At 62.1% G+C, this 23,538-nt stretch carries 18 protein-coding genes; 8 read left to right on the top strand and 10 right to left on the bottom strand.

All coding sequences use genetic code 11. The features are described 5' to 3' along the window. Positions 1–61: 61 nt before the first annotated feature. Genes ACZ89E_RS26520 through ACZ89E_RS26510 form a run of 3 tightly spaced genes read right to left on the bottom strand, consistent with a single transcriptional unit; the run spans position 62 to position 3,662 of the window. On the bottom strand, positions 62–1,147 hold the full coding sequence (locus ACZ89E_RS26520) for a Rieske 2Fe-2S domain-containing protein (RefSeq protein ID WP_476256728.1): 1,086 nt from the start codon (positions 1,145–1,147) through the stop codon (positions 62–64). Next, positions 1,132–2,733, bottom strand: coding sequence for a GH3 family acyl-acid amido synthetase (locus ACZ89E_RS26515; protein WP_476256727.1), 1,602 nt, complete (start codon positions 2,731–2,733; stop codon positions 1,132–1,134). The genes ACZ89E_RS26520 and ACZ89E_RS26515 overlap by 16 nt, the downstream gene beginning before the upstream one ends. After that, complete coding sequence (locus tag ACZ89E_RS26510; RefSeq protein WP_476256726.1) at positions 2,733–3,662, bottom strand: fatty acid desaturase family protein; 930 nt, start codon at positions 3,660–3,662, stop codon at positions 2,733–2,735. Before ACZ89E_RS26510 ends, ACZ89E_RS26515 begins: the two co-directional genes overlap by 1 nt. Before the next feature lie 175 nt (positions 3,663–3,837). Between ACZ89E_RS26510 and ACZ89E_RS26505 the strand changes: the two genes are divergently transcribed. Together ACZ89E_RS26505 and ACZ89E_RS26500 are read left to right on the top strand one after the other, a co-directional pair. Further along, complete coding sequence (locus ACZ89E_RS26505; protein WP_476256725.1) at positions 3,838–4,719, top strand: metal-dependent hydrolase; 882 nt, start codon at positions 3,838–3,840, stop codon at positions 4,717–4,719. After that, positions 4,716–5,615 (top strand): esterase/lipase family protein, encoded by a 900-nt coding sequence (locus tag ACZ89E_RS26500; RefSeq protein WP_476256724.1) that lies wholly within the window; start codon positions 4,716–4,718, stop codon positions 5,613–5,615. The genes ACZ89E_RS26505 and ACZ89E_RS26500 overlap by 4 nt, the downstream gene beginning before the upstream one ends. On the opposite strand, the gene ACZ89E_RS26495 is transcribed toward ACZ89E_RS26500, so the two are convergent. Both ACZ89E_RS26495 and ACZ89E_RS26490 read right to left on the bottom strand, forming a co-directional pair. Beyond that, positions 5,603–6,715: a hypothetical protein gene (locus ACZ89E_RS26495; protein ID WP_476256723.1), complete on the bottom strand. Its 1,113-nt coding sequence runs from the start codon at positions 6,713–6,715 to the stop codon at positions 5,603–5,605. The genes ACZ89E_RS26500 and ACZ89E_RS26495 overlap by 13 nt on opposite strands. Next, positions 6,709–7,374 (bottom strand): hypothetical protein, encoded by a 666-nt coding sequence (locus ACZ89E_RS26490; protein WP_476257073.1) that lies wholly within the window; start codon positions 7,372–7,374, stop codon positions 6,709–6,711. The genes ACZ89E_RS26495 and ACZ89E_RS26490 overlap by 7 nt, the downstream gene beginning before the upstream one ends. A 205-nt stretch (positions 7,375–7,579) precedes the next feature. On the opposite strand from ACZ89E_RS26490, the gene ACZ89E_RS26485 reads away from it, so the two are divergent. The 6 genes from ACZ89E_RS26485 to ACZ89E_RS26460 all read left to right on the top strand — a co-directional run bounded on the left by ACZ89E_RS26485 (position 7,580) and on the right by ACZ89E_RS26460 (position 14,083). Continuing rightward, entirely contained in the window at positions 7,580–9,040 is a 1,461-nt protein-coding gene (locus ACZ89E_RS26485) for a fatty acid desaturase (RefSeq protein WP_476256722.1), read from the top strand. Positions 9,041–9,105: 65 nt separating this feature from the next. Further along, entirely contained in the window at positions 9,106–10,167 is a 1,062-nt protein-coding gene (locus ACZ89E_RS26480; protein WP_476256721.1) for a glycosyltransferase family 2 protein, read from the top strand. Positions 10,168–10,219: 52 nt separating this feature from the next. Continuing rightward, positions 10,220–11,254: a hypothetical protein gene (locus ACZ89E_RS26475; protein ID WP_476256720.1), complete on the top strand. Its 1,035-nt coding sequence runs from the start codon at positions 10,220–10,222 to the stop codon at positions 11,252–11,254. A gap of 5 nt (positions 11,255–11,259) precedes the next feature. Further along, positions 11,260–11,985 (top strand): hypothetical protein, encoded by a 726-nt coding sequence (locus ACZ89E_RS26470; protein ID WP_476256719.1) that lies wholly within the window; start codon positions 11,260–11,262, stop codon positions 11,983–11,985. After that, a complete protein-coding gene (locus tag ACZ89E_RS26465; protein ID WP_476256718.1) occupies positions 11,982–13,076 on the top strand; it encodes a glycosyltransferase family protein in 1,095 nt (364 codons plus the stop codon). Before ACZ89E_RS26470 ends, ACZ89E_RS26465 begins: the two co-directional genes overlap by 4 nt. A 41-nt stretch (positions 13,077–13,117) precedes the next feature. Next, positions 13,118–14,083, top strand: a complete 966-nt coding sequence (locus tag ACZ89E_RS26460; protein ID WP_476256717.1) for a fatty acid desaturase family protein — start codon at positions 13,118–13,120, stop codon at positions 14,081–14,083. Between the two features lie 69 nt (positions 14,084–14,152). Here the strand turns inward: ACZ89E_RS26460 and ACZ89E_RS26455 are convergent, their stop codons facing one another. The 5 genes from ACZ89E_RS26455 to ACZ89E_RS26435 are packed head-to-tail and all read right to left on the bottom strand — an operon-like array spanning position 14,153 to position 23,523. Then, entirely contained in the window at positions 14,153–14,968 is an 816-nt protein-coding gene (locus ACZ89E_RS26455) for a YfaP family protein (RefSeq protein ID WP_149660928.1), read from the bottom strand. Positions 14,969–14,971: 3 nt separating this feature from the next. Beyond that, entirely contained in the window at positions 14,972–16,591 is a 1,620-nt protein-coding gene (locus ACZ89E_RS26450) for a DUF2300 domain-containing protein (RefSeq protein WP_476256716.1), read from the bottom strand. Between the two features lies 1 nt (position 16,592). Then, the gene (locus ACZ89E_RS26445; RefSeq protein WP_476256715.1) at positions 16,593–21,167 is read right to left on the bottom strand and encodes an alpha-2-macroglobulin family protein; all 4,575 of its coding nucleotides are present in this window, start codon (positions 21,165–21,167) and stop codon (positions 16,593–16,595) included. Then, positions 21,164–21,829, bottom strand: coding sequence for a DUF1175 domain-containing protein (locus ACZ89E_RS26440; RefSeq protein ID WP_372242362.1), 666 nt, complete (start codon positions 21,827–21,829; stop codon positions 21,164–21,166). The genes ACZ89E_RS26445 and ACZ89E_RS26440 overlap by 4 nt, the downstream gene beginning before the upstream one ends. Next, positions 21,799–23,523 (bottom strand): DUF2138 domain-containing protein, encoded by a 1,725-nt coding sequence (locus ACZ89E_RS26435; protein ID WP_476256714.1) that lies wholly within the window; start codon positions 23,521–23,523, stop codon positions 21,799–21,801. Before ACZ89E_RS26435 ends, ACZ89E_RS26440 begins: the two co-directional genes overlap by 31 nt. Positions 23,524–23,538 lie beyond the last annotated feature (15 nt).

Below are 23,538 nucleotides of genomic sequence, written 5' to 3'. Positions count from 1 at the left end.
TTGCATGCAGGCCAGAACGGCCTGCAGCACCGCGGATACCGGTATCAGAAGGTTCAGCCCCTCAAAGCTCAAACCGTATCCGACTCTCCCTCCACTGCCCCACCGGCAACTCCTCCCCCCGCCTCACCGCCACCAACAACTGCTCAACCCCCACATGCACCGCATCCGCCTGCACATTCGCCGGCTTGAAACCCGCCGCATTATCAAGCCCCTCTCTATGCGCCTGAATGATTTTCACGTCCTGGCGAATGACGATGCGGGTGTACAGGTGGATGAACGGGCGCAAGGTTCGCAGTAGCCAGTGGGGTAAGCGGAAGCGGTAGGCGATGTAGGTGTAGACGCGGGATTGGCGGGGGTTGATCGGGGTGATTTGGCTGATGATGTAGAAGGCCGAGCGGTCGCCCCATTGGTAGTCGCAGCGGGTGACGTTGGGGGCAAAGAAGCGATCGGTGTGGACCAGTGGCTCGCCGTCGGGGTTGCTCAGCCAGTTCAGGAGTCCGATTTTGTCGCCGTCGTCGTGATAGGTCACTTCGATGCTATGTGCCTTGCAGGCGAGTGTGGCTTCCATGGTGCGGCCGGTGCCGGACCTGAAGATGCCTTCGTGGACGAAGACGGTGTGTGGCACGTCCATGAAGTTTTGCACCAGGCTGCCGACGTCGGCTTCGAAGGTGTTGATCATGAAATAGGACTGCCAGCCTTTTTCCGCATAGGCCGGTAGCCTGAACACCGGTTTGGCCTGCGGGTCGCCGGTGCCGGTGTACACCCAGATCAGTCCGTCGAGTTCTTGCACGGCAAAATGGCGCTGTTTGAATCGAGGCTCTCGCGGTGTCGATGAGCATTGTTTATCGCCGACGCTGGGGATATGCACCACTTGGCCCTGGGCGTCATAGCGCCAGCCATGGTAGGGGCAGACGAGGCAATCGTCGGCGATTTTGCCTGCCGACAATCGCGTGCCTCGGTGCACGCATTGGTCGAGCAATGCCGCGACCTGGCCGTCTCGCTGACGGAAGAGCACAAGGTTGAGTTCGAGAATCCTTGCCCGGTGCGGCTTGCCCTTGGGCAATTCCTGGCTGGAGCACGCCACATACCATTGTTCGAGGGTGGCATCGCAAGGCACCTCGACGGTGCTGATCAGAAGTGCGGACATTGGGGTTCCGTCAGGGCAAGGATGGCATCGGCTGTTGCAAGCCGATTGATAAGTGGGCGCGGTTTGACGTCCCCGGCGCGGATGCCGCTCAACTCCGCTGCCTGTTGCAGGACCTGGGCGAGCAGATCGGCGTCACCTTTTAGCCATCGAACCCGTAGCGGCGCCAGTTGCCCCAGGCTGCGTGCCTGGGCGTAATGGAAGGCGCCCGACAACGCTGACTCGATCGCCAGCGCCAGCGTGGGTGAATCGATGTCCTCGCCGGTGGCGACCAACGCCAGGTAATACGGTGGCGTGGCCGAAGCATTGGGGATCAGGCACGCGGCAGCCTCTGTAGTAAGGCAGCGGTCAAAAATGCCCTGGACGATTTGCTCATCGAGCTTCTCCCCGACCAGGTCACTGGTCACCTCGGCGCGCCCGATAAACTCCACGCGCGGCGTACGCCCCTGCACACCGACAACCCGGACCCGATCGCCCAATGCGTAGCGATACAAACCGCCACCGGTGGTCAGCAGGACTTGCGCGGTTTCGCCCATGCGCAACGCATGAGCATTACGCAAGGCACCGTCTTCGCAGAGAAATTCCAGGTAATGACTGCCGATCGCCAACGGGCACCCGGCGGCGTCGCCATAGGGCACGCTGACCACGCCTTCGGTGGCGAACAGGCCTTTGGGCAGCCATTGCGCCTGGGGGAAACGCGCCGCCAATGCCTTGAAATAGTGACGGCTGGGACCGTCCATCCAGCAACTGACGGCGGCCAGGCGTGGCCACAGTTCGGTGCACACGCCCTGGGATCTTGCCCGACGCAAGGCGGACGTGCGCGAGGCGGGAAGCGCTTCTTCCAACCATGCAAATGTTTGTGCATGTTCAGGCGTTTCGCCGTCAAACAACGGCTGCAACAGACTGGTCAGGAACGTCGGGCTCCACACACTGATGAAACTCAAATCAGCATCGGCCAGCAACGCCAGCAGGGTCTGCCGGCGCCACTGTGACGGATCGCCGGCAAACCCTGGAATCAGCAACGTCCCCGCCAGGCTGGCGATGTTGCTACCGCTCAAGTACTCCAGATCACTGGCGGAACCGATGGAGATCCCATTCGGCGCGGCCACCGGCATTTGCTGCGGCGGCGACATCGACCAGTAGCCTGAGCCATGACTGATTTCCGGCACTTGGCGATACATGTCGGCGAGCCAGACGTTTAACGCGCTGTGCATTTCACCGAGGAAGGCACGCGTATAGGGAATCGCTTTTTGCAGCGCACTGCTGCCGCTCGTGCGCTCGAAAAACACCGGCGGGACGGAGGTCAAAATCGCTTGCGACTCGTGTTGCGCACGCTCGATCCAGGGATGCAGTTGCGCATAAGTGTGGATCGGTACGTTGTCGCGAAACTGCGTTGAATCGGCGATATGGGCGAAGCCGTGGGCACGCCCGAACGCGCAGTCACGATTGGCGTTGAGCAGGCGTTGCAATATGCGTTCTTGCGCCAATTCCGGCTGTTCAAGTTGTTCGCGCCAATGCTCAAGAGCGGGCTGGGCACTGTCGATAAACCCCTGCCACAGAGCGCGTTTGGCGCCGTTGTCGGCGCTCATCAAAAGTAGGTCTTGTCGAGCTGGGTCAAGTCGTCGGGCAGGCGTTGGGGCGGCAGGAACACTTGCAGCCAGCCAAACCACAACGGCCGGGTTTCCTTGAGGTTGGAGGCCCTGTGCATCTGCTGCCAATGCAGCCCCGATTGCCGATGATGGGTCAGGTTGTAGTTGAAGTTCAGGAATGCCCAGCGCACCAGGCGCGGCGCCCGCATGTTATAGGCGCCCTCGACCACATCCAGCGGCGTGCGCATGTGGTACACCCACTGCAACGACGACCAGGAAAATGCAAAAGCGAGGTAGGCCATGAGCACCACCTGCCATGTCCAGCCCAGCACCAGCCCGACCGACAGCCACACCGCGAGACTGGCGATCACCTCCAGGCGGATACGCCGGAAGTCACTGTTGGAGAAGTCCTTGAAGGCCGCGGCGTAGGTATTGACCTCGGCGGTTTGCGACCATTTGTCAGTGATCCGCGCCGGCAGCAGCGGCAACAAGAGACTGCCGATAAACGCCGCGAGCCAGATACCGCCGAGCACCGCAAAGTAGTACTCGATCCGCTTGCGCAGCAGCGACTCATCCGCGACCGCGAAATCCGCCAGCTCGGCGCGTGTGCGATTACGCGTGTGGTGGCCCAGGTGGTTGATGTGGATCAGCGTGGCCGAGGCCCCAAACAGCGTTGAAGCCCACCACATGACGAAGTAGTTCAGCGGCTTCTTACTGTGGGCCAACCCATGAAAGGACTCGTGCATCATCGAGAACACGCCTTGCATGACCAGGCAAAACGGAATCAGGACCAGCCACTTGAGCCCACCCGCATCGGTGTGCGAAAGCCAGGTCAGCGTCGCCCCCCACACCAGGGTTTGCAGCGCCAGAACACACAGGTTAGCCACGTCGAAACGACGGGTTGGCGAAATGTCAGTGGAACGGCGCATGAGGGATCCTGTGGAAAGGTCATAGGCCGCGAGTATAACGCCCAGTTCTACGCGCTCACGATAAGTTGCCGGGGCCATGCGGCAACGACGCATCGCGGACAACTTCGCTATGACTACTAGTTGCGGTACTCAAGAAAGAGATAGCCTGTAGTTTTTCAAGGCAGCTCCCGTCGATATGTCGTATCTCAAACGCCTGTTCTCCCGGTGCCCGCCTGCACAATCAACTAATACAACAATCCCCCATCGCAACGTTCGCTTTGCACTGGATGCGAGTATTCCCCGTTACTGGTATCGAGACTGGCCCCACGTCACGCGTTTTTTTGATGGGCTGTCGATCATGTTTCCCCTCGGCGAAAAACTGTTCATTGATATAGTGTCGTGCACTTTCGTGGCGCGATCGAAACAGATGCCACGCTGTCCAGGGGCAGTTGACGAGTTTGTTTATCAGGAAGCGTCGCATATCCGTGAACATCGGTTGTACAACCAACTATTGGCGGCACAGGGAGCGCCGATTGATGAACTGGAGAAACTGCTCCTGCGCCGGCAGGAAGTCGGCAATCGGTTCACGCCGGCGACGCGTCTGGCCATGACCGCCAGCCTGGAACATTTCACCGCCATACTCTCCGACCAGTTGCTGCGCCATCCCGCCGTGCTGGAAGGCGCCGACCCGAGGATGGCTATGTTGTGGCGCTGGCACGCCATCGAAGAAACCGAACACAAGGCCGTCGCCTTCGACGTGCTGTGCGCGGTGGTGCGTCATCCGCTGTGGCGCTACCTGATGCGCTGCGGGGTCATGCTGACCATGACGGCGTACTTTGCCGTCGACGTCCTGTATTTCATCTACCGATTGGCCGGGAATGATGGGCAACGCCGTAACTGGCGAGGCTGGCTGCGCTTGCAGTGGTGGTTATTTGTGAACCCCGGCCCACTGACACGCGCCTTTCCGAGGTGGCTGTTCTGGTTCGTCCCGGGGTTTCACCCCAACCGCCTCGACACCACTGATGCCCTGGACGCGGCACGCCGAACACTCGACGAATACGCCGAGCCCACTCGATGAACACGCCTTGGGTGCCAGAGGGCTTTGACGATTGGCCGCTGCATTTTCCGGCCACGCCATTCGTCAGGCCGGCGGCACACCTGGATTGGACGGGGCGATTTATTTCGTGCTGGGACAAGGCCACACCAGACCTTCCCCAAAGCACTCTGGTGGTGCTGGTGGCCGGGCTGTTTTCCGAGTGGTTGCCACGGTGTTTTCAGGAGTGCGCACAGGCGCTGAGGCGCGCGGGTTATCAGGTGCTGCGCATGCCTGTACGTTCTTCGCGCGGGGTGATGGCGCAGGGCAGGCATATCCGCCAAGTGTTGGCCGCCGAACTCCAGCCAGGGCAACGATTTGTCGTGTTGGCACACAGCAAGGGCGGGCTCGATGCGCTGGCGGCACTGACTCAGGACCGTGCCTTGAACGACGCCTGTGATGGCGTGGCGCTGGTGCAACCGCCGACCGGTCCGTCGACGGTCATGGATGAAGTGCTGGGTTGCGCCACCGGGCTATCCGCCCACGGCTACCCCCTCGACCGCGTTCGCCGCGTGCTGGCCAAAACGCCGTGGATGGCCGCGGGCACACGGGATATCAGCAGCCGGCGCGACCCGCAGATCGCTCAATTGCTCAATCAACTGCCCGCCGACTTGCATGCGGCCCACGTCGTCAGTTGGTCCGCCGCCCCCAGCTCACGCTTCGACACCCATCATGCGCGCCTCAATGCGCAACGACCGGGCTGTGCCCATGACGGCCAGTTTTTCATCGAGAACCTGCGCATCGAGGGCATGCCGCAGATTTGCCTGCCGCGACTCGATCACGGCCAGCCAGTACTCGGCGGTGGTGGTTTCGACGCGACCCGGTTCTGGCTGACGCTGCTGAACGTCTTGCATGAGACCCGGCCCGATCAGACCAGATAGATCTCAAACCCCGGGATACGCCCGACATCCAGCGCCAGCGCGGGTGCGCTACTGACGCAAGGCGCCGTGTACAAATCCATGGGCACGGACACTGAGCGATAGCGGTTCATCGCCGTCCACAGCGGATCATTGTCATACAGGCACAGTTGCATCAGCGCGTACCGACCGCGAAGACGCGCCCAGGCGACATCCAGCAGGGCGGCAAAAATCTGCGGGTTTCGCTCCCGAACCTGTAGATGAGTCAGGTAAATGTCCTGCAGCGCCTCGCCCGGGGCAGCAATCGCCGGACGCCCCAACGCCGGCGCGCAGGCATTGAACGCGAGGCGCAGCGCCTGGTGGGACAGCGGCAGTTGCTCCAGCACCACCCGTTTGATACGCCCGGCATCCCAAGGGGCAACACAACCGAGCAGGTTGTCTTGCGCGTCCACGGCCAGCAGAAAGGACTCGATTCCGAAGTCCGGCCAGGTCTCCAGGCGCCGCGAAAACTGCGCCTCGCTAAAAACGCTGCCAAACGGCTGGCCCGCCGATTCACGGTCGAGAAAGGCCCGCAGCGCATCGGCATGGTGGGGTTGCGCCTGGACAATGCGCACGTTCTCCACCGTTCGCGGCGCACTTCCCCAGCCGCGCTGACCATACACGGCGACGTTGCTGTAGCCGCGCCAGTGGGAAAGCATCAGCGGATTGGCACGCCGACCACCGAGCAGCGAGTGTGCCGCCAGCCGATTGCTGCGAATGACACAGCAATAAGCGTGCTGCACCCCGGTTTCGTCGGCCAAGGCTGCGAGCCGAACCTTGACCTCAGCCATCCACGACTTTGACAGGCGCCGGTCTGGCACCAGGCGCAAATCCCCCAGATACGCCACGGGCTGAATGCGTTCCTGCAAATAGCCCTCACGCACCACCAGGCTGGCGATGCCCTTCAACTCACCGCCCTCGCCTTCGGCCATCCAGGTCCGATGGTCCGCGGCATGGCAATGGTGCAGCGCGAAATAGTCCGGCCCGCGATCAAAGCGCATCGGCAAGCCACCTTGCATGGCCCGCTGCGCCTGGAAATCCAGCAGTTTCAGGTTGTCAGCGGCGCTGGCCTGGCGGATCAGCATGGCGACGGGCGCGCGTCGGCAAACAGGCGCAACGCCAACGGCCGAAGATTATCGGGGCGCAATTCACACAGGCAGGCCAACTCATCGCCCGAGGCGTAGCGGGGATTTTTTTCGAGGAAATATAAAACGTTGTTCAGGCGCAAGTGAGGCCCGGGGACCTCGGCCAGTTCCGTGGTCAGGCGACCTTGGGGCACGTCGAAGGACAGCACGCCGGTGTTCGGATCGTAGGCGTCGCCAAAGCGATCGATCGCCAAGTGATCGAGCAAGGCCTGAGTATCACAATCCGTCACCCTGCCCGCGCACGGGGCATAGTTCAGCGCCATGGCGCCCAGATAGCGATAGGTGCGGTGGCCCTTGCAGATCAGAAACCAGTAGAGCGGAACTTCCGGCATCGCCTGCCAGATCTCCCCCGCCAGGCGCATCCAGGCGAATGCCAGTTGCTGGCTGCCCCAATGTTCACGGTCAATGATGGTATCGCCCGAAAAAATCACTTTAATCGGTTGGCCGGCCCAGGTTTTTTCATACAGTTTGAGGGTGGTAAAACCGACAATAACTTCATCCGCACCACGCAAAACGATGCAGTGGGTTTTGTCCTTGAGATCCTGATCAAAGCGTAATCGCGAAGTATCGTGGTACGACGCAGAATAAATCTCGAACATCCGATCAATTTCATTTAGGCGCAGCCGGGAGCATTCAAAGGACGTTGCGCATAAACTCATGGAGACCTTCTGCATCAAGAGCAAGATAGCCGGATTCTGGCGGGATCAATCGGTCAATGCAACGTAGACTTCCGTGGGTCAAACAGGTCTTCCAATGACAAATTTAATGACTACGTGTCCTGATATATCCAGGTGCCCTTAATTCATGCCCCACACCGCTACCGGTCTTGGTTTTAATACGTCCCGCGTGACCCGCCCCTTTAGTTGGCTCGTGGTCTACACCGTGGTGACCGGTCTTTTATATTTTCTGGTCACGCACTTTCCGATGGGGCCGGTGCGGGTTATTCAGCCGGGCATGATTGACGCGCACATCAAGAAGTTGCCTTTCACGCTGGCGCTGTATTTGAGTTATCTGTTGATCATGCCGACCCTGGTGTTGATGGGCCGGCGTTGCGAGTGGCTGCTGCCGGCCTTTTTTGCCGCCGCCCTGGCCTCCGGGACCTGCCTGGTGAGCCACCTGTTCTGGCCCACCCTGGTGATGCGCCCGGACACTTCGTCACAGTTGCTTACGTGGTTCTACCAGATCGACTCACCGCTGGCCGCCTCGCCCAGTGGCCATGTCGCGCTGCCGGTGGCGATCAGCGTGGTCCTGAGTTACCTGCGCGTTCGCCAGGCCTGGCTGTTTGCGCTGTGGAGCCTGGTGCTGGTGATAACCGTGCTGACCACCGGACAACATGTCTTTCTCGACGCGGTGTATGGCATCGCCGTTGGCGCCGTCGCAGGCCTGATCACCGTCCTGCTGCTTCGCCTGAAGGTGGATTTGCGCACCCTGGGCGCGATCCTGCTGGAATGGCTGTGCATCATCGTGACGCTGCGCATCGCGATCTATGTCGCGGACTGGCGCGTGTACGGCCTGGCCTTCGTCATCATTGCCGCGCGCCAACATGCGCTGTTCATCCTGTACCACGACGCCACGCACTACCACCTGACGCGCCATCGCCGTCTCAACGACTTTCTGATCAACCTGGCCATCGGCGTTCCGGGCACGGTGCCCATTGAATTCTATCGGCCGCTGCACCTCGAGCATCATCAGCACACGGGCGCCGCACGGGACCCGGAGCGGCGCTTTCTTTATCATCGGCAACCCTGGCAGTTCAGGCCCTTGAGCGGGAAGTTGCTGCTCCGGCAATTACTGGGCGATTTGTTGATCATCAATATGCTGCGTAACCTGCGCGCTTATAAAAACGCCGGCGGCGCGTCACTGAAGATGACCCGGCCAGTTATGGCGGCGGGCATTATCTGGCTGGCGCTGTTGTCAGTGCTGGTCTGGCAATGTTCTGCACAAACACTGTTGCTGCTGGCCCTGCTATGGTTTGTGCCACTGGCCACGCTGGGCACTTTGTTGCAGAAGATCCGCAGCATTGCCGAACACAGCGGTGGACCGGGTGTAACCCCCGGCTGGCCGGAATGGACGTACGCATGGCGCGTGGGCTGTATCGGCCGGTTTTTCATCTGGCCGTATCACATCAACCTGCATCTGCATCATCATCGCAACGCCAACCTGCCATGGCATGCCCTGCCGGAACTGGTCAGCGCCGATGATCGCCTCATGGACTCCCGGGCGCTGCCGGCCCTGCTCTGGTCGGGGGCGAAGCAAAAAGGCTGAGTTCATTCGCTTCGGGCGAAAACGCTTGGGCTAACACACTTATTACGAAGCAACTCGGGATGCCAATGGCGCATGGAAACAAGGAAGTAACGAGTGGACTGGATGTCGTCGCAGCCAACACGGCATTAGTCGTCGAAACCAATAATCTGCGCGGCGGCCATGACTCACAGGAAGCGTTGGCGAGCCTGAAACGGCTGATCAGCGCCCTGGGCCAACAAACACTGGCACCGCAGACTTTTGCGCAGTGGGTCATCACCCATGACGGTCTGGATGCCCAGGCGTGCAACGAGCTTTCAGAACTGGCCGGGCGGCCGATCGACTTCATCGAAATTGATGCCCGCACCGGCTACTACGATGCGAAAAATGTCGGTTTCGACACTGTCGATCAGAACCGCTGCCAATACGTAGTCTTTGCCGATGCCGATTGCAGTCCCTGCCTCGATTGGCTTGAGCAGTTGCTCTCGCCGTTCGCCCAGCCCGGGGCGACGGCACCGCTGGCGGTCGCCGGGCGCACCAGTTACGACGCGAGCCCGACCGGAAGCGCCCTGACCGCGATCGACTTCATGTATTTCCCCAGCCCGTTGCGCGAAGGCGCCACGCGCAATTTCTACGCGAATAACGTCGCGTTTCGCTGTGACACCTTCGAACAGCATCGCTATGAACCGCTCGATGGCGTGTACCGCGCGCATTGCCAGGTCATGGGCCTGCGCCTGCAAGCTGCCGGGGTGGCGGTGCTGTACGCCCCGCGCGCGCACACCGAACACAAATTGCCGGACACCCGTGGCGAAGTGGTGAAACTGCGTTGGCTCAGGGGCGGCGACAGCGTCGGCCTCACGCCGTACCTGGTGCGCGCCTATATGCCAGCCTGGCTGCAATGGCTCGGCCGCAGCGGGCCCGTGGGCCCTTTTTGCGTGATGGCGGGCCGTCTCGGTTACAGCCTGCGCGCCTTGAACCATCAGGATTTGCCGCCGCTGCACGGTGTGCGACGCCTCGCCGGGATATCGATGGTGATTGGCATGTCGTTGCTCGATACCGCAGGCGCAGTCGTTCGGGGGCTGGGCATCTCTGCCGGTCGCGGGAAAGCTCGCCACTCTGAAGCACTGTCCTATCACCGACCTTTGGATTGATTCCGGGCAACGCCGCAGTTTTTTGCACGTAACCCGATTACAGGAAGTAATGATGAAAACTGACTCCTTCGTTTCACGCTGTTCCTACCTGACGAGCCTGGTCCTGCTGTCACTGAGCATCCAGGCCAACGCCGCGCCCGCCGAGTTTACCGGCCGTGGCGTGTTTCACTTCGCCTCCACCGAAGGCTGCCCGCCCGACCTCATGGGCGGCACGACGGGCAACAACGCGCAGTGCAACCGCATCGCGCTGGATGTGCCAGATGCCCACGCCAGCCTCGACGCTGACGCTCATACCATCGTGATATCTGCCGATGCCGCCCATGACAGCAAAGCCGTGATTGGCGACGTGTTGCTGCATGGCAGCGGTATCGCGGCTGACGGTCAGCGTGTGCCGTTGAGCCTGCATGTGCTGCTGCGTCGATCAGGCAAGACCTGGAAGCCCGACACCTACGTGCACTCGCCGGTGCGCGGTAAATTCGATGACATCGTGATGCCCCCGTACCGGATCAGCGTCCGCGAAGGCAGCACTGAGCGCGTGCTGTTCACCGCCGAACAGGCGCGCAATCTGCTCGCGCACCCATCACTCGCTGCGCGGGTGGCCAACTACTTTGTCGTCGTGCGCCCAAGCGATGAGAAGCATCCTTCCGCCAACGACATCACGATTTCCCTCGGCGTCGGCAAGGTCTCGAAGTCGCTGATGCGGGCCGGTTTTACCTCGGAAGAACCGACCACTACCGATCTGAATCAATTGCTCACCAATGGCAGCTGGAGCCTCAAGTTGCAGGCGTTGAGCAGCCACATTCCGGTGTGGGTGGTGCAGCGCCAGCTGTTTATTTTCGGTCTCGAAGACAGCCCGCTTCTGAAAGACGTGCGCGAGCGTGGCTTCAATAAACAGGACACGCTGGAATTCGGGGCGCGCAACGGCACCGGTTATCTGCGTTACAACGACCGTGAAGAAGCCTTCCCCGCTGCCGCCACTTCGGGCTACGCCTTTATGCAGGACAGCTTTATCGGCTTGATCCTGGCCTGGCACCGCAAGCCGGAAGCGCAAACCACCGCGGCTACCGCACAGCAGTCGGCGCAATGAGGGTGATGGAACAAACCAGCGCCGAAGACGGATTTACCTGTTTGGGCACACCCAAGGCACAAGGCCTGGGCGCGGTGCAGGCGCGTTGGGTGGACCGGATCAAGCGTGCTGCACTGGCACGTTTGCACCGCAGCCAACGCGGCGAAAGGTTGCTGCTGCGCATGTACCTTGCCGGGGAAGACGCAACAGAACGCGCCTTGCTGGAAGAGTTGTTGCCGCAGTCGCCCGACTGGCTTGAGCGTCAGGTCGAGCAACACCTGGCCGATGAACGCCGGCATGTAACGCTGTTCAGCGAAGCCTTGCGCGCGGTGGGGGATGACGGCGAGACGCGCCTGGCCCCGGACTGGCTCAGCCGCCGCAAGATCCAGCGCTGGCAGCGCTTGGCACATCGCTATGCAAAACATTTCGAGCACGGTTTGTTGGTACCCGCTTACGCAACAGGCCTGTGCGCCGAGCAGATGGCCGAGCGCGTCCTCAGTCGCCACTGCGCTGTGATTGGCCCCGAGCATGGGTTCTACCCGTTGTTGTCCCGGGTGCTGGCCGACGAAAAAGCCCACGTCCGGCTGTGCGAACACACCTTGCGGCGCATCGTCGCCCCCCAGGAAACCGGCCACCTGAGCACGTTGCTGGCCGAGATCCGCACGATCGAATCCGGCTTCGGCGTGACCGGCGCACTGGCGATGTACGTGGCCGGTTGGGTCTATGGCGGGACGCGCGGTGGTCACCGATGACTTCGCGCATTCTCTACCTCGCCACCGCCGATGCACGGGGTCATTTGATGCGCGCCCAACTGCTGGTGCACGCGCTGCACAAGGCGGGCGCGCAGGTCGAAGTGCTGACCACTTCGGATCAAGGGCAGCGCTTTCTGGAAAGCTTCGGTATCCAGGCCGAGATCCTGTCGCGGCACTACGCGGTGCAGTTCGACAGCGGGCAGAACATGCTGCGCAAGGCGACCAACAGCAACGTGGCGCACTATGTTTTCCGGCCGGGCCGGATGCTTCGCGACATCCTGCGCTTGCACCGCAAACTGCGCAGCGCCGACCTGGTGATCAATGATTCCTTCCACCCGGCGCTGCTGTTCATGGGTGCGGTGCCCGGGTGGCGGCGCAAGGTCGTGCATGTGTACGGCGCGAGCCTGAAGGTCGCGCTGATCAACAATTTCGAGGGGATGTGGCCGCGTTTTTTCGGGCGGCTATTCGGCTGGATCGTCGGCCTGCAGATCGACGCGGCGCGCTCGTGTATCGAGCATGACTTCGCCTATGAGGTCGACGACACCCAGGCACCGGCAGTGTTTCGATTGCCGACGCCCGTCGCCCTGGCTGACACGCAAACGACGCAAAAAGCGGTGGGCGCGGCGATTTATCTGAACCCGCATTTCAGCGATATCCTCCTGGCCGAAGCCTTGAGCGCGGGCATCGCCGATGCGGGCCTGAGCGCCCATCAGGTGGGCGAAGGCTACGCCGGGGTTGGCGGCTGGCTCGGGGTTGACCCGGACTGGGCCAGCCGTGCGGCGCAGGCACAGGTGATCGTGTCGGCACCGGGCATGGCTGCGCTGTCGATCGCGCGGGTCTATCGGCGGCCGATCATTCTGGTCCTTACCGATCAGCCCGAGCAGGCGACCAATGCCGCCCGCGCGGCACAGCTGCAGTTGGAGCACCGAGTGGTGACCTGGCGCGGTGACGCCGCTGATTTTCGCCGTCAGGTGGCACAAGCTGCCGCGCAATTGACCGAGGCTCAAGCGCCGGATTCCGACGGGGCAGCCGGCAACGCGTGCGCCCAGGCGCGGATCGACGCGTGGGTCAGTCGCTTGCTCAGCTTATGAATCCGCTCACTCACGCCGCCACACACAAGGAGGTGACGCACGTGTCCAGACCCAGTTCCCGTGCCGGCGACAATCCGGCCCTGAATGCTTACACGCTGCCCGCAGAATTCTTTGCGTTGAAACCGTGGCTGACCCTGTTGGCGCTGCTGGCGGACTGGGGCTTGATCGCCGCGTCATTGGCGGCGGCGGCGCTGTGGCCGCACCCGGTCACTTACCTGCTGGCGGCGATCATCATTGCCCGCAGCCAATTGGCGCTGGCGGTGATCATGCATGAAAGCGCCCACGGCGTGGTCGTGCGCCACCAGGGCCTGAATGATGTTATCGGGCAATTGTTTGCCGCCGGGCCGTTGTTCCTGTCGCTGCACACCTACCGCGCCGGGCATTTGAAACATCACCTCGCGCCGATGCGGCATGACGATCCGGTGGTCGCAGTGTTTGGTCTCGGTGACTTTCCGCTGCCCAGGGGCAAGCTCGCCGCCAAGCTGTTGGCGGACCTCTGTGGGGTGGGCTACTTCATCAGCGCCGGCCAGTTTGCCCGGGGCGACTATCGGGACATCATGCCCAAGGTCGACAAATCACCCGGCCGGGTGACGTGGGAAGTGTTTTCAATGCTTGCCAGCAACGGCCTGCTGCTCGGCGTGTTGGCGTGGTCCGGGCACGCCTGGCTCTACCCGGCCTTGTGGTTGCTGCCGGCGATCACCCTGCTGCCGTTCATGGGCCGCATCCGCGCCATCATGGAACACGCCGGCCTGCCCGCCTGCGATGACCAGAGCCAGAATGCGCGGAGCATTGTCCGGAGCAACTGGCAGACCTTCGTGTTCGGCCCGCATGCCATTCACTACCACATCGAGCACCACCTGTTTGTGCGCGTGCCCTTCTACCATTTGCGTAGCGTGCATCAGCAACTGGTGGCCCGGCAGTTGGTGCCCACCGGCAACCTCTATAACGGCTACATCGGGGTCTTGCGCGATGTCAGTCTTGCGGCCGCTAAATTGCCGACCGCCTGATTCGACATCCTGCGGGATTGCTCAACTGGCGGCGTCGACTTTGGGGTTCACAGTCCTCTGGCTACCCCCTCACGGATAACTGAACCCCTTGACCAGCGTCAACTCTCCCACCGCCCGCATCGGCACCAGGAACGTCTCCATCTTCTCGTTGGGCGTGCCTTCCTCCGTAATCACCGTCACTTGCGCCGTGGTCAACGCCTGAACCGCATCCTCCTGCCCTTCTTCGTCATTGCGATAGCCGCCGCCGAAGTAATTCACATACACCAGGTACTGCCCCTTGATCGGCGCCGGCATCGCGAAGATTTCCGGGCCGTAGCCCGTGGTCACGTCCACGTCGAGCGCCGCGCCATTGGGTGCCACCCGGTCGCCGTACCAGATGTGGGCGCCGTCCGGGGTAATCAGGTGCAGGTCCAGATCGGTGTTGTCGCTGTCCCACGACAGCAGCACCCGCAACTTGGCCGGCGTCGCCCCGCCGCTGACATTCAGGAACTGGGTGCGATGCCGTTGCTGGCCATCGGGGCTGCGGACTTCAACGCTGTTGCTGCCATTGGGGAATGAATACGGGCGATCAAAACGGCCTGCCGGGTCGATTTTCAGCGGCATGCTGATACCGTTGACGATCAAGCGTCCCGGTTCTTTCGACTTGGGCGTGGCGTTGATCTGCCCGGTAATGCGCGCGGTGTTGGCCTGGCCTGGCGGTGTATTCACCGACGAGGCCGGGTAGTTGACGCTCTGGCGAAAGTTTTCGCCTTCGCCCTCGAGGGCGCCGGTACGCCAGCCGCCGATGGGGGTGTCGAGTTTGACCGCGGCATCGGCGGCGAAGGTCGTCGGCAATACGCAAAACGAACAGAGGAACAGGAAGACCTGTGGATAACGGAGTTTCATGGCCTATTCCAGCAAGAGGTGGCGGGCGAGCCCTTCGATGTAGGTTTCATCCTGGCCATTGGGATGTGCTTCAAAGGCCAGGTGCAGGTATTCGTGGGTCAGGTCGAGGCGGTCCTGCAGCGACAGCACGCCGCGCACATAAATGCGCTGGCGTTCGCGGTCGACGTAGGGGCGGCCGAAGGCCAGGCGGCAGACGGCGAAGGTGTTGACTTCGTTGTAGCCGACTTCGTTTTCGAGTTGTTGGCGCCAGCCGCGACGTTGTTTTTGTAGCCAGTCTTGCGCGGCGGGTAACGCTTCGCAGGAGGCGACGGGGTTGTCCCAGCGGCTGAGGCTGGCGCGCGGGTAGGCGTGCAGCAGGATCGCGTCGTAGCGTTGGCCGGCGTTGGCTTGTTCAACGGCTTGTTGCCAGGACAGTTTGTCCGGGCCGGGTTGGTCGGAGTGATAGGTGACGGTGCTGCCGGCCAGGACCAGGTCGTTGGTCCACGCGGCAATGTCGCGGGATCCGGCCGTCGCCGGGCGTGGGGCGACCCGTTGGCGGCTGCTGCTGTCGTCGATGCTCAGGCAGTCACCGTTGCGCGTGGCGTTTTGCAGCAGGTAGGTTCTGATTGCGATGGCCAGTGCTTTCGCGGCTTCGGCAGGTTCGGATTTGGCTTCCCGTTGCAGCACGCGGGCGACGTATTCTTCGCGGTCCAGGCGCGCAACCAGCTTGTCGTTGAGTAAAAACAATTCGCCGTCGCTGTGGATGTCCAGTTGATTGCCGTTGGCAAATTCGACGCGGTAGTCGCCCTGCAAAGGGCCCGACTGAATAACCCGATCCCCCGCCAGGACGCGGCCGATCGGATACCGTGAAAACAGCCCGACTTCGACACAACGTCCCGCATCCGCCGGCCAACCCGTCGGCAACACTGACGCCAGCGCCTGACCGTAATGGCGCAGCACCATTTGACTGGTCCCGCGTCCACCGGCCCAGATCGGCGTGCCATCCACCGTCCATCCGGCGAATCCGCCCTGACGCGACGAAGGGTCCTGATCCCCCAACCAGCTCCAGGTTTTCACCCGCAACCGGCCGCCGAGTTCGCCCACGGCGTTGCCGTCAGCGGCGTTCAACACCACGTCCAGCAACACGCGTCGGGCCTGATCCTGAGCGGGCATCACCGCCAGCACTTTCAGCAACTCCGCCACGGAAACCCGCGTAGCCGGCTGCAATGACGGCAGGTTCAGCAACCATTGCGGCGCCTGGCGTGCCTGCCAATAGCTGCGCCAATCAGCGCCATTAATCCCCAATCGCGCCGGCTCGAAGTACAAGCCGCACGACTTCACCAACGCTTGATCGCGGCCAATCTTGCCGCCCGCGGTGCAGCAATACACTTCTTCCTTGGATTGCCCGCGACACTCATACGCAGGTTCCCGCGCACCGGTGTCCACCAGCCAGCCGTAGACAAACAGCTTCCACAAACTCCCTAACGGCGTCTGCAGATCGGAAGGCAACGGCTCGCGGGCCATCACCTGGGTCCGGCTCAGCGACAGCAATTCGCCCTTGAAGCCCAGCCGCAACGGTTCGTCCTGCGCGGTCGCCAGCGCAGGGAGCAAACACAGCAGCCACCAGACCAGAGGCCGGGTCATGTCAGTTGACCGTGACCTGGCCGAGCGCCGGTTTCTGTTCCTGGGCCTGATGCTGTGGCGCATAGACCTGGGTGAAACGCACCGGCGGCAGATTGAACTGGCCTTTCTGCGAGAAGCGCACCAGATGCCGCACACGCAATTCGCCGCTCAAGGCGTCCACCGGAATCGCGTAAGCCAGTTGACCCGGTTCGAAGCGCGCCTTCTCCAGCGCGGTCGGTTCGGTGCCAGCCTTGCCCAGCAACTTGATGCCCCACGTGGTGCGCTCGACATCGGCGCCCGGTGGCAGCGGCACTTCGATCATCCCGTAGCGCAGCGGCTTGGCAGCTTTGCTGGTGATGATCACTTCGTCCAGGTACAGGCTGTCGCTGGACAACGGCTTGGTGCCCACCGCTTCGAGTTTGAATTCGAACGCTTCGTCACCCGGCACCAGACGCGACAGGCGACGGGTGATGGTCACGGCCATCGGGTCGATGGCCGGTTGCTGGGTCTGATAGCTCAACGCAGCACGCAGCGGACGTTCCTGAGTTCCGGTCAACGACAAGGCTGCCGGCACTGGCGTAGCGCCCTGCCAAGTCCAGTACATCTCGCCGGTACTGCCGTAGTTTTTCTTCCAGCCTTCACCCGGTGCCAGGGCGATGGTCGGCGACGCCTGCTCGATGCTGTGTTGCAACCAGCTCAGCGCCAGGGCGCGTTCGAGGGTCGATTGCTGTGGCAGCAGGCGTTGCAACAACTGTTGCGCGTGAGCCTGATCGAAAGCTTGCAGCGACAGGTTCAAGGCTTCGGCAAACGGCTGCGAACTCACGGCCAGACGCTGTTGCGCGTCCGGCACTTGCCGATTGAACGCATCGGGCAGCGTGACCTTGGATTGCTTGGCCAGGGAAGCGGTCAGCGCACGCGCCGCCGCCAGGCCCAGCGCCGAATCCGGATCGCTCATGACCAGGCTGTCTTCGCCATCGTCCATCAGGTTCGCGGCATTGCCGTCGCCGGCCTTCGCCAGGTCATCCATCAAACCGCTGAGCAAGGTGTTCACCGGCAATTGCATCTGCTTGGCGAACGACAGGATCAGCGCCCGTTGCAGCAGCGGCGTGTTCTTCGCCTGCTTCGAATACACCTCCAACACCCGCTGCCAATGCTCCGGCGGCAGGCTCAGTTCCAGGGCTTTGCTGGCGTACCAGTCGGCGTAATAGGCGTAAGCGGTGAGGAACGCGTCCGGCTCGCCGTCCTGGCCCCACCAAGTGAAGCTCGCCGACGGCCCGGCCATTTGCACCAGGCGCAGACGGCTGTTTTGCATGATCAGGCGCAGGCGATCACGCACCTGCGGGTTCGACGACAGCGAAGGATAGGCAATGCTCAGCGGCAGCAAACGGCTGGCCGTCTGCTCGACGCCGCCGTACGGATAGCTCAGCAGATCATCGAGGGCCGAACGGAACAGCGCTTGCGGGCTGTCATCCAGACGCAGGCGAATGTCCGTCGCGTCGGCCGGCAAGGTCAGCGCGGTATCGCCGCTGAGCGCGTCCACCACTTGGCTTTGCGTGACCTGCCAGCCTTCGCCAGTCGCGGTCAGGCGCACGGCCAGGGCGTCGGCGGTCTTGCCGTCCTGCACCAGCTCGGCGGTCCAGTCGCCGCTCGCCAGGGCAAACGCTGGCAGCGCGATGTAGTTGATGCCGCTGTTCAGAGTCACCGGCATACGCTGCTCGGCGCCGCCGTAATGGATCACCAGTTCAGCCTTGACCGGTTTCTCGGCCTGGCTGAAGGCGAACACGCCGAGGGCCGGCTTGTCGCCATTGCGGAACTTGGTCGGGCCGCTCCACTTCAGGTACAGCGGTTTTTCCGAGCGCACGAATTGCTTCTTCTGCCCGACCTGGCCGTCATCGGCGATGGCCCGGGCGGTGATGCGCCAACGGGTCAGGGAGTCCGGCATCTTGAAGGTGAAGCGGGTCTTACCGTTGGCGTCGGTGATCAATTCCGGCTGCCACGCGGCGGTGTCGACGTCTTCACGACGGGGCCGCTCCAGCACCTTCACGCCACGTTCGCTGCGGTTGGCTTTGCCCGGCGCGCCGGGGCTGCCCGGCAACGCCACGTCATAGCTGATGAACGACAGGCTGGCGCTGGTGCGCACGTTGTTGCGGCGCGGGTGGTAGAAGAACTGGTCGATGGTCGGCGCGACTTCCGGTTGCAGCGCGTAGATCATTTCATCCACGACGCTGACCGTCAGGTGCGCCGGAATCGGCTTGCCGGCGAACTGCGTCGTCAGGTCTACCGACACGGTATCCCCCGGCTGATACGACGCTTTATCGGTGGCAATGGCCACGTCGATTTGCGGCGTAATCACCTTGATGCCGGCGTTTTGGAAGCTGTACTGACCGCCCTTGGTGTAGAGCACGGAGAAGGTCAGGTTCGGTGCGAAGTTATCCTTCACCGCAATCCGTGCGCGGTATTGGGTGTCGCTGAGTTTTTCCATCTTCAGCCAGTCAGCGCCCTTGGACAGCAGCGCCGTGGCCTCGACCTTGTCCCGTTCCAGGGACAGCAGCGCATCGCTGACCGGCTCCGGGAAGGTGATCAACGCCATGGCTTCGTCGCCAGCCTTGTACTCGGGTTTGTCGAGGACGATTTCCACGGTGCCCGGCACGGCTTTGACGCCCTCGCCGGTGACCGAATGCCCGGTGGCGCCGACCACGCGGCCATGGTCATCCTTCAACGTCAGGTTGTAGGTGCCCGGCCGCGCGAACGCCACGCTGAAGCCTTTGTCTTTCGCGGTGAGCTTGCCGTCGCCGGTGGTCTGGTCTTCCAGGCGTACCCAGCTGTAGCTGCTCGGGGTGACGGCTTTAGTTTGTTCGCTGCCGCCTTCGTTCACGTAACTGAAGGCAACCTTGTCACCCACCGCGCTGAAGCGTTGCGGTGCACGCAGGCTGAAGCTCGCAGCGCCACGGTCGATCAGGATTTCCTTGGTGGTCTTGACCCGATACGCCGCGCCATCGCTGGCGAACACGGTGAGCATGTAGCGGCTCGGCTTGTCGGCCGCTGGCAGGTCGAGGGTCGCGTTGCCCTTGGCGTCGGTGGTCAGTTCGGTGCTGGTCAGCTCAATCGGGAATTGCCCGAGGTATTGCAGTTCGTTATCGACCATCGACAGTTGCTGGGCGCGCAGGCTCAGGGTCAATTTGGCGTCGGCCACCGGTTTGCCGTCCGGGTACAACAGCACCAGGCTGCCTTTCACCGGTTCGCCGGTGCGGTAGTCCTGCTTGGCCAGGTTCAACGAAATTTCGAAGTGCGGCTTGATGTATTCGGCGACGCGGAAGGCGCTGCTGTAGGCCTGATCCTTGTAGCTGAAACGCAGCTCATAACCGCCCGCCACCGCGTTGTCCGGCAACTGGAAACGGCCCTGGGTGCCGGACTTGGAATCCAGTTTCAGCGCCAATGATTGCAGCGCTGTGCCCGTGGCATCGAGCACAGTCACGTTGACGTCGGCAGCGGTCGGCGCCACGGAATCCCGGGCGTTCTTGAACTCGCGACCGACGATTTTCAGCGACACCCAATCCCCCGGCCGATACAGCGGCCGGTCGGTGAAGGCATAGAGTTTGGTGTCGTAAATTTCGCTGTCGTAATAGAAGTTCTCGGAGACAAACACCCCGCCCTCTTCGTCTTCGCCGATCACGAACGAACGCTCAGGGCTGACGTGTTTCAGGCGCAGTAAACCATCAGCATCGGTCGCACCGCTGCTCATCACACCCAGGCCATCGGTCCACAGCACATTCACTTTCGGCACCGAACTGCCTTCGTGTTTGCGCGCGGCCCACACCAGCAATTCATCACCGGCAATCTTGCTCACCGCCACGGTGTTGGAGACGAAGACCATGGTGGTTGCGCGGTACTTGCCGATCAGCGCTTCCACCAGGTACAGGCCCGGTTTCAGGTGACCCAACGGGATGTACACATTGCCCGGTGCCACGCTGACGAATTCACTGGACGAACCGGCCAGGTTCACGCCCGCAGGCGGCTGGATCGGTTTGGCTTCCCACAGCGGATAACGGAATTGGCTGACAACGGGCAGGCCCGGAATCAGCGCGAATTGCGGCTGAGCGTCGTAAGGCGTTGGCGCGGCAATCGCGGTGCCCATCTTCAGCTCTGGCACTTCCTCGGTGACTTGTTTGCGCGACTCGTAGGAAAACGCCCGCTGCATCACGCGCCGGGATTTGCGATACCAGTTGTCCCACAGGTACGCGAGGGTGTTCGACAGGCCTTCGCCCTTGAACTGACCGTCGCTGACCACGCGGTGCAGGTTCTTCTGGCGCTTGAGGAAATCCAGCGGCTTGTCGATGCGGTACACGCGAATGTCGGCGCCGCCGTAAGGCTCCATGCGGAACCGGCGATAGTCGCGACCCGGCGCTTCGAGGCGCACCATCGCCTGCTCGTCGGCAGCGAAACTGCTGTCGGCCAGCAGGAAAAAGCTTTCACCGGCCACCGGCGTATAGCCGCTCGGCTCGACGGTGTCTTCGGCACTGACCGTGGCAATAGGAACCAACAAGGCCAACAGCAAAGGAATTTTTGAGCAGATACGCAGCATGCGGGCACCGATCATTGGGAGAGAAAGTTCAGTCGATAGACGCCGATGAAGTTGGGGTTGGCTGCGTCGGGTATCCATCGGGTGTCCTTCCATGTCATGAGTTGCTGCAGGCTCGCGGATCGCATGCCGTTGTCAGTGGGGGTGGTGGTGCCGGTGTGATAGGCGATGTAGCGGCCCATCCAGATCATCAGGTGCTGGTCGTCGCCCTGATCGAAAAACATCAGGTCGCCGGGCCGGGCTTGGGACACGTCGCGGCTGACCAGATGGCTGTTGAACTGAATCAATTTGATCGCGTTGACGTACGGCCCGACCTTGCCGCCGCCCTGCTGCCATTGCTGGGCGAGACCTCGCTGGGCCTCGCTCAGTTGCAGTTCCGGCGGCAGGTAGCGGTTGGACAGGCCGTTGCTGCGCAGCCATTTGTCGTCATGGACTTTCAGCGCTTCGTTGGCGGCGAAACGCACCAGGCCCGCGCAATCCTGCTGGAACCAGCGCGGGCTCGGGCCTTGGGTCAGTTGTTCCTGGGCGATGCGCACGAACCAGGCGCGGAACACCTGGGATTGCTGCGCATCCAACGGCGCGGCTTCGGTGGCGAACACCCGACTGCCGAGCAACATCGCCAGCAGGCCGAGGCCTCGGATAAGGGCTGTCACAGGGCTTTCCACTCCAGCGGCAACCATTGCCAGTGGCCGTCGGGCTCGCTGCCTTTTGGCAGAGTCAGCGCATATTTGCCGTAACCGCCGAGCTTGCGCAGTTTCGGGATCAGGTAGGTTTGCGCGGCGTTGTAGAACACCGGTTCCATATCCTGGGGCAGGCTGTCGAGGGTTTCCTGTTGCATCAGTTGCGCCATGGAATCCGGGCCGAAGTAGACCGGCATCAGCAGGTCTTTCGGCACCACGTCGGCCATCGGCGGGAAGCGTTTGTCGAGGGTGCCGAGGGCTTTATCCACCAGCTTGTCGTCGAGGGAAAACAGCAGCGTCGAACCGTGGCGGGCCAGGCTGACCTTCATGAAGGCCTTGCCGGTGATCGTGTCCGGGTTCTCGGCATCCTTGGCTTTATAAGGGCCGAAGTTGGAGCTGACCTGACGCTGCCACTGATGGCTTTCGCCTTCCTTTTTCTCGACCACCGGGAAGGCATGTTCTTCGACGTTGCCTTCATAGGCGCCGACCATCGAGCCAAACAGGTTGCCCAGGTCGCCGTCGAGTTTGGCGCTGTCGCTGTCATTCAGGCTGGCCACCAGCAGCGGCGTGTACAGCCGCGAATCGGCGTACCAGCACAGGCCTGCGGCACCGGCCATGTGTTCGGTCAGGGCCTGGGCGACTTTTTCTTCGGCGCCGAGTTTGACCAGCAAGGGTTTCTGCTGCTCAGCGGCCAGCGGCAAGGCGACACAGGCGCTGGCGCCCATCGGCATGGCTTGCCAGATCGGTTTGAAATCGAAGTCCGGTTGGTTATCCAGTTCGTCCATGGCGAGGAAGCTGTGCCAGCCCTTGTCGTCCATGTCGAAACGCAAGCCGGCGAAGTTCGGGATGAAGCGCTGATAACCCATGGCCAATACGCTGGCGTTGACCGACAGGCGTTGCTTCACTTCCGGCGCGCGGGGTTGCAGGCCGAAGGCTTCGGGGAACAGTTTTTGGCCGCCGAGCAGGGCTTCCAGCGACTGAGTCGAAACCATGCCCGGTTCATCGACCGGACCATGGCCGCCTTCGTACAGCTTGGCCGGGTTCGACAGCACCACCAGTTTGTCGCCATGGGAGGCGAACAGCAGCGACTTGGTGGCGTTGTAGGTCAGTTGATAAAGCGCCACGTCATCGGCGCCGACTTTCACGGTGCCAACCTGGGTCAGTTGGGTGTCATCCAGCGCGACTTTGGCCAGCGGCTCCAGCAGCTTGGCCAGGCCACCGCGATCCATCACCAACAGGAAATCTTTGAGGCGACCGTCCGCCCCACGCCACAGCGCCACGTCTGCCGGTTGATCGAAGAGTTGCTCGATCAGGCTGTCCTGCAATTTCAGGTCATGTTCGTAAATGATCCGCCGCAGGCTGCCGATCAAGCCGAGGCGATCGGCGTGGGCTTCGTAATAGAAGACGAAATCTTCGGTCAGGGTTTCCTTGAGGAACGGCACGGCCAGCAAGTCCTTGGGCAATTGGCTCAAGGAATGGGTTTCCAGCAGACCGTCCGGGCGGCCCATGCCCAGTTTGTCACTGGCCAACACCGCCAGCGGCTCTTTGGGTTTGTGCATGAACCAGCCCAACCCGCCCGCCACGCCAGCCACCAGGCACAGCCCGATCAGCACGGCAGGCCAACGCCGTGGAGCTTTGGCGGCAGGGGTTTCGGCGGCCGGAGAAGCCGCTGGTGAAATCGTGTTATCGCTCATGTTCACGCTCATGTT

The sequence above is a fragment of the Pseudomonas sp. TE3899 genome (genome assembly GCF_056279105.1).
Note: the sequence above shows the minus strand (reverse complement) of the source record. Positions and strands in the feature narration are given on the sequence as shown.